The sequence below is a fragment of the Undibacterium sp. Jales W-56 genome, assembly GCF_025548535.1.
GTDB lineage: Bacteria > Pseudomonadota > Gammaproteobacteria > Burkholderiales > Burkholderiaceae_D > Undibacterium.
In genome coordinates, this window is the sequence record NZ_JAJLQW010000005.1 from 1 (window position 1) to 13624 (window position 13624).

The following is a 13624-nucleotide window of genomic DNA, read 5'->3' on the forward strand; positions in this document are numbered from 1 at the left end:
AGTGAGAACAGGTGAAAATGCCAGACGTTCCCAGGGAATAGTGGGATACTAGGTAAAATACATCTGGACATGGGGTAGAGAAAAGCAGTATAATCTCGCTTCTGTAGTCGTCGGTGACAGACGATGAAGTTTATCTGAACTAAGCAAAAACATGGGGTGCTTAGCTCAGTTGGTAGAGCGGCGCCCTTACAAGGCGTAGGTCGGGAGTTCGAGCCTCTCAGCACCCACCATCAGATAAGCTTGTAGTACCAAGGTTAAGTAGTTTCGGAGTGGTAGTTCAGTTGGTTAGAATACCGGCCTGTCACGCCGGGGGTCGCGGGTTCGAGCCCCGTCCGCTCCGCCAGAATTAAAAAAGACGAGAAATTTTCTCGTCTTTTTTTCGTCTTCAAATCTTTGTGCGGACAGTATTGAATTTGGAGCTATGTAGATCGTAGCCTGAAAACTCCATTGCCAAAACTTGCATCACAAGCTCTGGCAATCAACAGTAGTTCTAGCCAGCAATACGGCTCAAGCGGCGATTGCGGCAGGCATCTCACCGCCAAGCGCAAATACCAGATCATCCATCAAACCGGATAACTCCGCACTCATCAAAGCAAAATCCGCATCAAAGCGCTCATCTTCGTTGCTGGTGCGTTTATCGGTATCTTCATCCAAAATATCCAGAGGCTTAATGCGCTTGATGGTCAAAGTTTCTGTCAGCACAAATGAAATGCGATCATTCCAAGTCAAGGCTAACTTCGTACATTGCTTGCCCGCCGCAATATGCCGTTGCACATCGTCAGGATCTATTGTGTGGCGCACGTAGCGTACGGTCGCTTTATCTTCGGTATGCGACCGCAGTTCTGTGTCTTGATCGATAATGAAGCCCTTGGGCGCTTCATTGCCGGCCAACCAGTCGGTCATGGCTGCCTGGGGTGACATATTCACTCGCAAACTTTCCAACGCAAGCTTGCTGGTGCATTTCAATAAAAGCTTGATGACTTCGTCTGCCTTACCTGGACTCGATGAATCGATCATCAACCAACCGTGCTCCGGATCAATCCAAACCCAGGTCGAGCGTTTAACCCCGAAAGCGCGTGGCAGCAGTTCTTCAGTGACGCGCTCTTTCAAATCCTTCATCGCCTTGCGGCCTGGCGCAAAGCCTTGCTGCTCTTCTAATTCGATCGCACGTGCCTTGGTCACCTGATTGATAACTGAGGAAGGCAGGAGCTTTTTTTCCGTCGAGAGGAGCAAGAACAACTGGCGGCCAACGCTATGTACTAGTTGATCATTGTCGCGCGGCGACGCCCAACCCTGACTTTGCATTTCACTGGACGAGCATTGCGAAAAAGCTTGTTTGGCAAGTTGGGCATTTAACTCTTCCACATCGATTTGCAAGGCACTGGGAAGACGGAAAACCTGTAAATTCTTAAACCACATAATATACCCAAGAAGAAAAACGAATCATTTTACACGTTAGCCAAAGCAGTTCGCGCCATAAAATGAGGTGCTTGCGACATCCGCAAACCGTTCATCGCAATCCGCTACTCATAGCGCAATCAAATTGACATCATGCCTTATCAAATCTTAAATAAGGAGAAAAACATGTTTAGTCAAATCATCGCACATACACCAGTCTGGGTCTGGGCATTACTCAGCTTTCTCATTTATCGTGGCGTAATGGCAAGTCGCGATAGAAACGTCAAATTGCCAGCCGTAGTCATACTGCCGCTGGTCATGTTGTTGCTGTCATTGCAGGGCATTGTCAGTGGATTCGGCATCACTCTGCTGACGCTGACCTCTTGGGGAACCGCTTGTATTCTGAGTGCTTACTTTGCATGGAAATCGGTTTCAACGCATATGGTGAAGATTGAAGTTGATCAGGCACAGATATTCTTGCGGGGCAGTTGGGCACCAATGGGTCTGATGCTGACTATTTTTATCATCAAGTACGCAGTCAATGTGATGCTGTCGATACAACCTCAATGGCAAAATGAGGCCTCATTCATTGCGGCAACCTGTTTGATCTACGGATTCCTCAACGGTCTTTTGCTGGGCAAGATGTTGCGTATTATTTTTATGTACAAACAAAGTAAGCCACGTGCCTCCGCCTTGATCGCCCGAAGCAAGCTGGCAAGTCAGAGCCAAACCGGACTTTGAGTGTGCAAGACAGTATAATGTGTGCTGTCTTTACATCTGACGCATCTCTGCCAGTGCAGGAGGCGGACGCACATTATTATGCTTGCTCAACAAAAACAAAAAATACTGGAACTCTTTCGCCAAGCCGTCGAACCTTTATTGGTCGGTAGCGAACTCAAGCCGAATATTGTCTTGGAGCGCCCGCGTGATGCCTCCCACGGCGACGTCGCCTGCAATATTGCGATGCAAATAGCCAAGCCGCTGAAAAAAAATCCACGCGACCTTGCTCAGGCAATAGTGGCAGCGCTGGAATCGGCTGCTGGCGATCTGATTGCCAGCGCCGAAATCGCAGGCCCCGGATTTATCAACATTCGCCTGACTGCGGCTGCGAAACAAGCGGTTGTCAAGGAGGTGCTGCAACTGGCTGCCGATTTTGGCAAAGGCACGCAAGGCAATGGAAAAAAAGTCATAGTTGAATTTGTCTCGGCCAATCCTACCGGCCCTTTGCACGTGGGCCACGGCAGACAAGGCGCGCTGGGCGATGCCTTGTCTGCGCTATTGGAGTCGCAAGGCTACGATGTCACGCGCGAGTTCTATTACAACGATGCCGGCGTGCAGATCGCCAACCTGGCCTTGTCGGTGCAGGCGCGCGCCAAGGGAGTAAAGCCAGGTGAGGCAGGCTGGCCAGAATCCGCTTATAACGGCGACTACATTGCGGAAATCGCGCAAGATTTTTTAACTCAAAAAACCGTCTCAGCCAGCGATGGTGCGCCTGTGACGGCCAGCGGCAATGTTGACGACCTTGATTCTATCCGGCAGTTCAGCGTGACTTATCTGCGGCGTGAGCAAGACATCGACTTGCTGGCATTTGGCGTCAAGTTCAATAATTATTATCTCGAGACTTCGCTGTACCGCGACGGCAAGGTCGAGTCCGCAGTCGCGGCACTCAAGGCCGCCGGTAAAACCTATGAGCAAGATGGCGCGCTGTGGTTGCGCACCACCGACTATGGCGATGATAAAGATCGCGTCATGAAAAAATCGGATGGGACTTACACCTACTTTGTTCCCGACGTCGCCTACCATGTCGTCAAATGGCAAAGGGGATTTCAGAAAGCCATCAATATCATGGGCAGCGACCATCACGGTACGATTGCCCGGGTGCGTGCTGGTTTGCAGGCAGCTAATCAAGGGATACCGCAAGGTTACCCGGATTACATCCTGCATAAAATGGTCACCGTCATGAAGGACGGCGCCGAAGTCAAAATTTCTAAACGCGCAGGTTCCTATGTCACCGTGCGCGACCTGATCGAATGGTCGGGCAATGGCGATATCGTAAAAGGCCGGGATGCCGTGCGCTTCTTTCTGATTTCACGCAAGGCCGATACCGAGTTTGTCTTTGACGTCGATGTCGCGCTGGCGCAGTCGGATGAAAATCCGGTGTATTACGTGCAATATGCGCACGCGCGTATTTGCTCAGTGCTGGCGCAATACAGCACCGATGAAGAGCTGCTGAGCCAACTGAAAAACGTGGATCTCTCGCCTCTGACGGCACCGCGCGAAGCATCTTTGCTGGCCAAGCTCGCTGAATATCCCGAAGCCTTGCAAAAAGCGCTGGACGAGCTCGGGCCGCATCAAGTGGCGTTTTATTTGCGCGATCTGGCGGGTGAGCTGCATAGCTACTACAATGCCGAACGGGTATTGGTCGATGACGAAGCCACTAAAATGGCAAGGCTTGCGCTGATGCTGGCGACGCGTCAGGTATTACGTAACGGCCTCGCCCTAATCGGTGTATCGGCACCGAATAAAATGTAAAACAGACAGGTGTATCGGAGACGCATGAAATCACATAATTATCATTCGCAGCAAAAGCAATACGGCGGCACTTTATTAGGCCTGATCATTGGCCTGGTGATCGGCCTGGCACTTGCCGTTGCGGTCGCCTTATTGATCACAAAATCGTCGACGCCGTTTACCAATAAAGGGAATAAAGCAGCCGATACGCCGGTGACGCAAATACAAGATCCGAATAAGCCGCTCTATGGCAACAAAGATGCGGTAAAAGACGCTGCTAAAGATTTTGTCAAGGATGATGCGGCCAAGGCCGCTGAAGCCGCTGCGAACAAAGCCCATGAAAATAAATCAGAAGCGAAGTCGGAAACTAAAGACACTAAAGCCGACTCTAAAGCAGTCTTAGTCGATAAAAGCGCAGCTCAGGATAAGGCCGATGCCAAGCCAGCAGACGTAGTAGACGACAAATACATTTATTATCTGCAAGCCGGCGCTTTTCGCGATCAGGCAGATGCAGAAAGCGCCCGTGCGAAATTGGCTTTGATCGGTTTTGAAGCGCGTATCAGCGAAAAGCCATCCGATACCGGTAATTTGTATCGGGTACGTATCGGCCCTTTCAATCAGATCGAAACAATGAACCGGATGCGCGCCAAGTTGTCTGAAAATAGTGTCGATGTGGCAGTTGTCCGGACTGCCAGATAACATAAACAAGTGATTAATCTAAAGGAAATATGATGCGTTTTATCCGTCAAATTACACAGAAATTGTTGTTGGCAGCTGGTCTGGGTTTATGCGCACTGTCGGTAAGTGCGACGCCTGCCAGTCCAGAGAATGGCAAGGAATACGCCACCCTGGAAAGACCGCAACCGGTCGATAGCGGCAAGAAAATCGAAGTCATCGAATTCTTCGCCTACTACTGCCCGCATTGCAATGCGCTCGAGCCACTGCTGGCGGACTGGGTAAAAAAACAGGGCGACAATATCGTGTTCAAGCGCGTTCACGTTTCTGACTCTCGTGTTCTGCCTCAGCAAAAATTATTCTATGCATTGGAAGCCTTAGGTAAGCTCGACGAGTTGCATGCCAAGGTATTCCATACTTTCCACGTTGAGCGTAATAACCGCTTAATGACAGATAGCGATGTGCTGGAATTTGCAGTGAAGTCAGGTATCGACAAGCAAAAATTCCTCGATGTTTATAATTCTTTCTCGGTGCAAAGCAAACTAAGTCGCGCGACGCAGTTGATGTCGGCCTACCAGGTCGATTCATGGCCTAAGCTGGCAATCGACGGGCGTTATGTGACATCGCCAGTGATGTCGGCTACCGGTCTGGGGCGCGGCATTACAGAAGAAGCGCAGAATGTCGCTGAGATCCAGGTGCTGGATTGGCTGGTGGCTAAAGTCCAGCACGATAAAAATGCGCCTGCAACGACGGCAAGTTCAGTATCGACCACAAAAGCCGCATCCAAAAAGAAGTAAGATGATGGATTCTGGGCTCGCCCTGAACTTGAGGAAGTCCGCCAGTCAATGGCGGACTTTTTTTATATGAAAACCGTTTTTATCACTGGCGCATCATCAGGCATTGGCGCTGCGCTTGCGCAGCTTTATGCGGAACAAGGAGCGACATTGGGCTTGGTCGCGCGCCGTCCGGACGTCTTGGCGCAACTACGCCAGAGCCTGCCGTATCCTGACAAACATCACATTTATGCGCTGGATGTGACCGATCACCTTGCGCTGACCAATGCCGCGCATGATTTTATCAGCAAGGTAGGTAAGGTAAATGTCGTGATTGCCAATGCGGGCGTGTCGGTCGGTACCTTGACGGAGCATGCCGAAGATATACCGGTTTTTGCCCGGGTGATAGAGACCAATCTGATCGCCACAGTGGCGACTTTTTCACCGTTTATCCAGAGCATGCAAGGCTATGCCAAGCAACATGATTGCCGTCTGGTGGGGATTGGGAGCGTGGCCGGTATTCGCGGCCTCCCGGGTGCCGGGGCCTACAGCGCATCGAAGGCTGCGGTCATCAGTTATTGCGAATCGTTGCGAGTGGAACTCAGGGCCAGCGGCATCCAGGTCGTCACGATTGCACCCGGCTATATCGATACGCCGATGACCCGGCATAATCCCTATCCCATGCCCTTTTTGATGCCAGTCAAGGCGTTTTCTGTGGCGGCGCTCGCGACCATTGAGCGCGGGGATTCTTACTGCGTGATTCCGTGGCAGATGGGCATCGTCGCCAAGATTCTGCGGGTCTTGCCGAATTGGCTCTACGACGCGCTGTTTGCCAAGGCGCGTCGCAAGCCGCGTGCTAACGAAACCTGAGTAATCATCACACAATCGCAATGCCATCGTCCTCGCTTTTAACCGATGCCCTGGGGCAGACACATATCGCCTGCCAGCAAACGGGTGGCGCTCCCCGTATTGTCAGCCTGGTGCCGTCGATCACAGAATTAGTGTGCGATTTGGGTCTGGCATCTTACCTGGTCGGGCGCACCGGATTTTGCATACACCCGGCAACCACGGTAAAAGATATCCCCAAGATCGGCGGCACCAAAGACGTCAACATAGAGAAAATCCGGCGCCTGGCACCCACGCATCTGATCGTCAATATCGATGAAAACGAAAAACCGACTGTCGATCGGCTTGCCGGGTTGATTCCTCATGTGATCGTGACGCATCCGACCGCAGCGCGCGACAATCTGTCTTTGTATCGCTTGCTGGGCGGCATATTTGGCGTCACGTCAGCAGCCGAAAAATTGTGTGCGGAGTTTGAACATGCCTACCGTGAATTGCCTGCTCAAATCAAGCCAGAGCGAGTGCTATATTGCATTTGGCAAGACCCCTGGATGACGGTGGCCCAAGACACCTATATCGCCAATATGCTGAGCCTGATCGGTTGGCAACAAACGGCCATCACGACATCGCAACAACGTTATCCCTCGTTTAACTGGAATGAGGAGCTGCTGTACGGAATTGATCGCGTCCTGCTATCCAGCGAGCCTTATCGCTTCACCGAAACGCATGTCGATGCATTGGAAAAACAATTGGGCAAACCGGTCCAATTGGTCGATGGCGAAATGCTGTCCTGGTATGGCAGCCGGGCTATCCAGGGGTTGCGCTACTTGGCGACATTAAGCCAGACATAAGAATCATGGCTGGCGCTGGCAAGTCCAGTCGCCGTTTCGGACAACAATCCACGCGCTATCACAAAACGAGAAATTTTTTATTTTGTTTAGCGACTTTCATGCATTTTTATCTTTCCTCCCTGAAAAATCACTCATAAAAGACACAGTCAATTGCGTCCTTGTTGACACATCTCGAAGGCCGCGCAGATACTGCAATCCATAATCTGCGGTCGTAATCGATATCGAAGATTATTGAAAGTAGCATTCTTGCAATGTACTGCAGTTGCGTTCTCAGCTTGATTCTGGTTTTGGCGTTCCATGCTGAATCGTCGATATCGCGGGCACGACTAGGTACAACAAGGATGCAGGTGGCAGGCTTACATCTTGCTTTCATATAATTAAATGACGCTGCCTCTTGATCCCGATTAAAGAGGATGGACGTATCCGTTTTGTATTCATTTTTTGGGGAATCCTGTTATGACGATTTTGCGAAGAGCTGTACTGCTGGCTCTCTACGGCGCAGCTACTGCCAGTGTTAGTCCTGTTGTATTTGCCCAGACCGCTCCTGCGGCAGACAAGGCAGATCCCGCTATCCAGACCATGACGATTGTCGGATCACGCCGCACCAACAATTCTGCGACAGACACACCGTTGCCTATCGACTTCATTTCACTGACCAAAGTGGCCGAGCAAGGCGGGCAGTTTGATCTGGCCCAGACTTTACAATACCTGTCGCCCTCATTTAACTCGACTCGTCAGACCGGTGCCGATGGTGCCGATTTAATCGATTCCGCAGCACTGCGCGGTTTGGGATCGGATCAGACCCTGGTTCTGGTGAATGGCAAGCGTCGCCATACCGTATCGCTGGTGAATCTTTTTGGTGCACGTAACCGTGGCAACACCGGTACCGATCTGAATGCGATCCCTATGATGGCGGTTAACAACGTACAGATCTTGCGTGATGGCGCCGCCGCCCAATACGGCTCCGACGCGATTGCCGGCGTGATGGACATCACCCTGAAAAAGAGCCTGGGTTGCGAAGCGGTGTTCGGCTACAGCCAATACTCTGCAGGCGACGGCAAGAGCTTTTTGCCATCGGCGTATTGCGGTATTAGAGTCGGCGAAAAGGGAGTGATTGGCATCACTGCCGAGTACACCGATCGCGGTCGCTCGAATCGCGCCGACCCGGGTAATCCACGTACCATCGGCGACACCAAGGTACAAGGTCCTAGCGTGTATGTGAATGGCGAATTGCCGAACGGCGGTACAGACAAATTCTATTTCACGCTCGGTACTCAGCAACGCAAGGCCTCATCTGCCGCTTTTGCCCGCGGCGGCATTGGTTCTGACGACATCCCATCGCGCAATTCTGCGGCGATGTATCCAAATGGATTCGTCCCGTTTATTAACGGCGATATCAACGACATCTACGGTATTGCGGGTTACAAGTGGCAGCTCGGCGAATGGCGTGCGGATCTGTCGCAGACCTATGGGTACAACGAACTGAAGTACAACATCACGAATACCTTGAATGCCTCGATTGCCAACAAGGATTTGCTGGCAGGCGGCAAAGGCATCAGTCCAACGAGTTTTAATGCGGGCGGCTTCTCGTTTTCCCAAGCGACCACCAATCTGGATTTCAGCCGCTTCTTCGATGGCATCATGAATGGTGTCAACGTCGCGTTTGGCGGCGAATACCGTCGTGAAAATTATAAAATCAACGCTGGTGAGCCTGGTTCTTATATCGACGCCGATGGCGTCGGTGTCGGCGGCAATGCCGGTAGCCAGGGTTTCCCCGGTTTCCAGCCCGGCGATCGAACTGACAAGAGCCGTAACAGTATTGCTGCATATGTCGATATCGAGACCGATGTCAGCGACCGTTTTAAAGTCCAGACTGCGGTTCGCGGTGAGCGCTACAGCGATTTCGGCTCTACCCTGACGGGCAAATTGGCGGGTAGCTACAAGCTGAATAATGTTGCTTTGCTGCGCGGCTCGCTGAGCACAGGTTTCCGTGCACCGTCGCTGCAACAAGTGTATTTTTCCTCGACCTTCACTGACTTCATCGGTGGCGTACCAAAAGATGTTGTGTTGGCCCCCAATGGCAGTGCGGCGGCGAATGCGGCCGGCATTCCTAAGCTGACAGAAGAGAAATCCAAGAATTACACTTTGGGCGTGACTTTAACACCGGCAAAAGCTTTGTCGATCACGGCCGACTTGTATCGTATCGACATCAAGGACAGGATCGTATTATCCGGTCGTTTTGATTCAAGCAATTACCCGGCGCTGGCCGCTACGCTGTCGACTTTAGGTGTGGGTCAGGCGCAGTTCTTCGTCAATTCGATCGATACGAAAACGCAGGGGATCGATTTGACGGCAACCCATAAAATGGATTTGCCAGGCGCCAAGCTCGCTACCTACTTCGGGCTTAACTACAGCAAGACCGAGGTCACCAAGGTACATCCGCCTGCTTCACTGCGGGGATTTGAAGATGTCGTATTGTCCGAGCGTGAGCGGTTGTTCATCGAAAATGGCGGCCCACGCCTGAAAGCGACTTTAGGTTTCGATTACACCCGTGGTCCATGGGAAAGCGATATCAAGATCATCCATTTTGGCGCGCAGACTCTGGGTACTTTTTCCGGTACGGCCGCTGGTGTGCCAAATGCCTATTACGCACCAAAGACCTCCGCTGATTTGAGCCTGACCTATGCGTTTAACGACACGACCAAGCTGACGATAGGCGCGAATAACGTCTTCAACGTCAAGCCAAGCCGGCAAAATCCGGATGAAACCGATAACGGTTTCTACTACGACAGCGTGCAGTTCGGCTTGAACGGGGCCTCGTATTTCGCCAGACTGTGGAAGAAGTTCTAAGCTAAACGGCGTATCGGTGTAAACAGCATGGCAGCAGCTTCGGTTGCTGCCATTTTTATTTGGGTGGGCGAATACTCGTCGCCGTTATTCCGGATCGATGCGGTAATCGAAATCATAGTAATGCTTGCCGTCAGCAATATTGATCGCCAGTGTACCGCTTAGTCCGCGCAACTCGCCGGTGCCCGAATCGGGGACCACCGTGACTGACAATTGCGCCGCGCCGCGCGTCAGAATACCGCTATGTAACAAGGCAAAACTGCCGTTGCGGCCGTGCAGGCTGGCGGTCACGAATTCAATCGCGACATAAGCCGCCGAGCCTTTTACTTCTGTGCCTGCACTTAACATTTCACCTTGGCTACTGCCTTGCAGATCGCCGTGAAATTGCTTCTCAATCGCTCGTCTGCCCATCAGCGCATGCGCGTCGCCGTGATGCAGGCTGAGCGTCGGGAGTGTGACTTCAAAGTTACCTGTGGCTTTGTTGTTCATGGCGTTGTTACCTGGTTTTTAATGAATACATCGATGGAGGAAACTGAAGCGGCATGATTAATTTTGTTCTGAAGGCGCGCATAAAGGCAGTTGCAGGATGAAGCAGGCGCCCTCGCCGGGATTGCTCTCTACATGGATTTTACCGCCGAGCAGTGAGGTCACGATGTTGTACACAATATTCAGCCCGAGACCGCTGCCGCCCTGGCCAAGTTTGGTGGTGAAAAATGGATCGAAGATACGCGGCACATCGTCTTGCCGTATTCCGACACCGTCGTCCTGAAAGCGGATTTCCACCATCGCCTCGCCGAGCAATTGCGCCGAGAGCGTGACTTCGCCTTGGATTTTCGACTCAAAGCCGTGCAGGATCGCGTTGTCGATCAGGTTGCTGATGACCTGCTCCAGCGGGCCGGGATAGCTGTCCATCTCGATATTCGCCGCGATATCAAGATGCACCTTGATGCCTGATTGACGGATCTTCATCATGACGGTCGCGATGATGTCATTGCCGACTTTGGCCAGATTAAACCGTCGCCGTTTAGAGCTGGCCTGATCGACCGCAACCTGTTTAAAACTGCTGATCAGATCGGCGGCATGATTGAGTCCGCGCTCAAGCAAGGTGGATGCATGACGGGCCTCTTCCAGGTAATGCTGCAAGTCGGAGCGGCGCAGCTGGCCTTGCTCCAGTAATTGATTGAAATCATCGGTTCGTTCTCTTAGCGTGCTCGAAATCAACAGGCTATTGCCGATCGGGGTATTCAGTTCATGGGCGACGCCTGCTACCAGCGAACCGAGTGCGGCGAGTTTTTCACTGCGGATTAAATCGTCCAAAGCACTGCGTAGTTCATTGGTCCGGTCGGCGACATTTTTCTCCAGCATCGCATTCGCATTCGAGAGCGCCAATTGGGTATTTTTTAAATCCGTTATGTCGGTGTAAGTCGTGATAAAACCGCCTAATTCGCCTTCATCATAATAGGGGGTACCCTGTACCAAATGCGTATGGCCGTTCGGGCGCCTGCGCTCAAACCGGTGCGCTTCAAAACGCATGGCCAGCGCCAGTCTTTCCTGTATTAAAGCATCGACCTCGCCTTCGCCGTATTCGCCACGCTCCGCCATAATCCTGAGCAGGCCGGAAAACGGCGTGCCCTGAGCGATCGTTGCCGGATCGTAGTTCAGTACATCGATAAAACTCTGGTTCCAGAGTTGTAGTTTCATGTCCTTATCGAACACGCTGATCCCTTGCGGCATGCTATTCAATACGGTTTTCAGTAACAAAGACTGGCGTTTGTATTCTCTCTGTATAGTGCGTTTATTCGTGGCATCCACAACGGTCATGACGAAGCCGCCGGTGCTGACCGGCGCGCTGCGTATCTCGACGATTTTGCCATCGGAGCGGGTGCGTTCGAAGGCGTAAACCTGGCCTTGTTCCAGCGGTTGCAGCAGGCGCTTGAATTTTTCCTCTACGGTCTGACCAAATTCGCCGCGCTGGATATTGAAAGAAATAATCGTGTCGATATGCGGCGGACCCTGCTCAAACAGAGACTCAGGCAAGTCCAATATTTTTAAGACCGCCTGGTTCCAGGTCACGACATGCCATGACTCGTCGATTAAGGCGACACCGCCGGGGAAGTTATCCAGCAATACCTGAAGCGTGGAGTTTTGTTCGCGGGCCGCCTGTTCCGCCAATTTCTGGCTGCTCAGATCGCGAATCACCACGATGGTTCTGGTCATGCCGCCATCGACGAGTCGGCTGAGTCCGACTTCCGCAGGGAAGACGCTGCCGTCGAGGCGCCGCGCTACCCATTCAAAGCGTTGAGGAAAACCGATATTGGCCAGGCGGACATATTCGCGCGCTGTTGGCAGCGATAGCCTGCCATCGGGCTGAAACTCGGGTGAAAATTCTATCGGCGACACCTTGATAAACTGCTCACGGGTTGTCCCGTACAAACGTTCGGCGCTCGGATTGCAATCCACAAAGCGCGTTCCTTCCAGCACCAGCATGGCGTCCATCGATTGCTCCACCATGGCTTTGTAGATCGCTTCCCTGGAAATACTCGGAGCGCCAAACATGGATGAGGACAGATTGCCAGGCGCTGTCATGTTAAGCCACCAATACGCAAAACAAAGGCAGCAAGAAGACATTGCTCAGCCAGGATCGCTTTCCGTACGGCATGCCCCATGCGGCCTCCTATTTTTTATTTTAAGCTCTCAGAATAGTATAAATCGGTAGCGAAAAATAGAAAAAATTTATGCCCTGATCACCCCATGTGGTCGTTCAGCCTGCGATTATTTGTTGGTCAGCGACACGCCAGTGATGACCAGCAAGCCGCCGATCACCATCGAGATCAATATCGGCTCGCCCAGCACCAGCGAACCCAGGCTGATGCCGAAGACCGGCACCAGATTATTGAAGACAGCGGTACGCGCCGGACCGATGGCTTTGACGCCTTCGTAATACCAGACGAAGCCGATCACGGTGCCGAACGCGCCGAGATAGGCAATTGCCGCCAGCACCTGCCAGGTGAACTGGTTCCAGTCGACTTCGCGGATTTCAGCCAGCGATCCGCCAGTCAGCAACATCAAACCCCAGAGCGACGCATAGGTGGTGGCCGCGATCGGACTCAGTCCCTTCAGCGCATGGCGACCGATGATCGTGTACGCGGCCCAGGCGCACACTGCGCACAGCATAAACAATTCACCGGCGCCGACCGACTGCGACACATCATGCAGCGCTCCGGCCAGATCACCGCGGGTAATCACGATTGCCGCACCGACAAAGGCAATCGCAATTCCCAGCCATTTGCGCGCGCCGAGTCGCTCGCCAAACAGCAGCGCCAGTGCCAGGGCCGTGACGATGGGGTTGAGTGCTACGAACAGCGCGCTGCGGCCTGCCGGCATACGCGCCAGGGCGGAGAAAAAGCAGATGTTATATAGAAAAATGCCGGTCGCACCGAGCGCAAAGGTGGCATGCAATTGTGCTCTGCTGAGTTTCGGCAAGCCGCCTTCGACACGCCAGGCCAGCAACAGCAGCAAGCCGCTGGCGACCAGAAAACGTCCGGTGGCGGCAATCAGGTGCGGGATTTGCAGGGCCACCATCTTGCCTGCGATAAAAGTGCCGCCCCAGAATAAGGCGACGCAGATTAATTTGAGATAGGTGCTGAGTGGTGCTTTGGCGGTGTTCGTCATGGGTGGGTGGAGGGATGCCGGTTGATATGGTCGGGATTTACATTCCTTGCGAAA

General features: G+C 52.5%; 11 protein-coding genes and 2 tRNA genes. 9 read left to right on the plus strand and 4 right to left on the minus strand.

Annotated elements, in window-relative coordinates; translation table 11 throughout:
• Window positions 1-154: 154 nt before the first annotated feature.
• Together LPB67_RS13645 and LPB67_RS13650 are read left to right on the plus strand one after the other, a co-directional pair.
• Window positions 155-230: transfer RNA gene (locus LPB67_RS13645), tRNA-Val, on the plus strand.
• A gap of 36 nt (window positions 231-266) precedes the next feature.
• Window positions 267-343: transfer RNA gene (locus LPB67_RS13650), tRNA-Asp, on the plus strand.
• A 164-nt stretch (window positions 344-507) separates the two neighbouring features.
• Here LPB67_RS13650 and LPB67_RS13655 read toward each other — a convergent pair.
• Window positions 508-1419, minus strand: a complete 912-nt coding sequence (locus LPB67_RS13655) for a recombination-associated protein RdgC (protein ID WP_262837827.1) — start codon at window positions 1417-1419, stop codon at window positions 508-510.
• Window positions 1420-1584: 165 nt separating this feature from the next.
• On the opposite strand from LPB67_RS13655, the gene LPB67_RS13660 reads away from it, so the two are divergent.
• The 7 genes from LPB67_RS13660 to LPB67_RS13690 all read left to right on the plus strand — a co-directional run bounded on the left by LPB67_RS13660 (window position 1585) and on the right by LPB67_RS13690 (window position 9901).
• On the plus strand, window positions 1585-2139 hold the full coding sequence (locus tag LPB67_RS13660) for a DUF6622 family protein (RefSeq protein ID WP_262837828.1): 555 nt from the start codon (window positions 1585-1587) through the stop codon (window positions 2137-2139).
• Window positions 2140-2217: 78 nt separating this feature from the next.
• Complete coding sequence (argS, locus tag LPB67_RS13665) at window positions 2218-3930, plus strand: arginine--tRNA ligase (RefSeq protein ID WP_262837829.1); 1713 nt, start codon at window positions 2218-2220, stop codon at window positions 3928-3930.
• Between the two features lie 24 nt (window positions 3931-3954).
• Window positions 3955-4608 carry an SPOR domain-containing protein gene (locus LPB67_RS13670; protein WP_262837830.1) on the plus strand — a complete coding sequence of 218 codons (654 nt, stop codon included), beginning with the start codon at window positions 3955-3957 and terminating at the stop codon, window positions 4606-4608.
• 32 nt (window positions 4609-4640) lie between these two features.
• Window positions 4641-5381, plus strand: coding sequence for a thiol:disulfide interchange protein DsbA/DsbL (locus tag LPB67_RS13675; RefSeq protein WP_262837831.1), 741 nt, complete (start codon window positions 4641-4643; stop codon window positions 5379-5381).
• Between the two features lie 66 nt (window positions 5382-5447).
• Window positions 5448-6227 (plus strand): SDR family oxidoreductase, encoded by a 780-nt coding sequence (locus LPB67_RS13680; protein ID WP_262837832.1) that lies wholly within the window; start codon window positions 5448-5450, stop codon window positions 6225-6227.
• 20 nt (window positions 6228-6247) lie between these two features.
• Entirely contained in the window at window positions 6248-7051 is an 804-nt protein-coding gene (locus LPB67_RS13685) for a helical backbone metal receptor (protein ID WP_262837833.1), read from the plus strand.
• 456 nt (window positions 7052-7507) lie between these two features.
• Window positions 7508-9901 (plus strand): TonB-dependent receptor plug domain-containing protein, encoded by a 2394-nt coding sequence (locus tag LPB67_RS13690; protein WP_262837834.1) that lies wholly within the window; start codon window positions 7508-7510, stop codon window positions 9899-9901.
• Window positions 9902-9985: 84 nt separating this feature from the next.
• Here the strand turns inward: LPB67_RS13690 and LPB67_RS13695 are convergent, their stop codons facing one another.
• The 3 genes from LPB67_RS13695 to LPB67_RS13705 form a co-directional block, all read right to left on the minus strand.
• Window positions 9986-10387, minus strand: coding sequence for a DUF3224 domain-containing protein (locus tag LPB67_RS13695; RefSeq protein WP_262837835.1), 402 nt, complete (start codon window positions 10385-10387; stop codon window positions 9986-9988).
• Window positions 10388-10444: 57 nt separating this feature from the next.
• Window positions 10445-12484 (minus strand): PAS-domain containing protein, encoded by a 2040-nt coding sequence (locus LPB67_RS13700; protein WP_262837836.1) that lies wholly within the window; start codon window positions 12482-12484, stop codon window positions 10445-10447.
• Between the two features lie 186 nt (window positions 12485-12670).
• Window positions 12671-13570, minus strand: coding sequence for a DMT family transporter (locus tag LPB67_RS13705; protein ID WP_262837837.1), 900 nt, complete (start codon window positions 13568-13570; stop codon window positions 12671-12673).
• Window positions 13571-13624 lie beyond the last annotated feature (54 nt).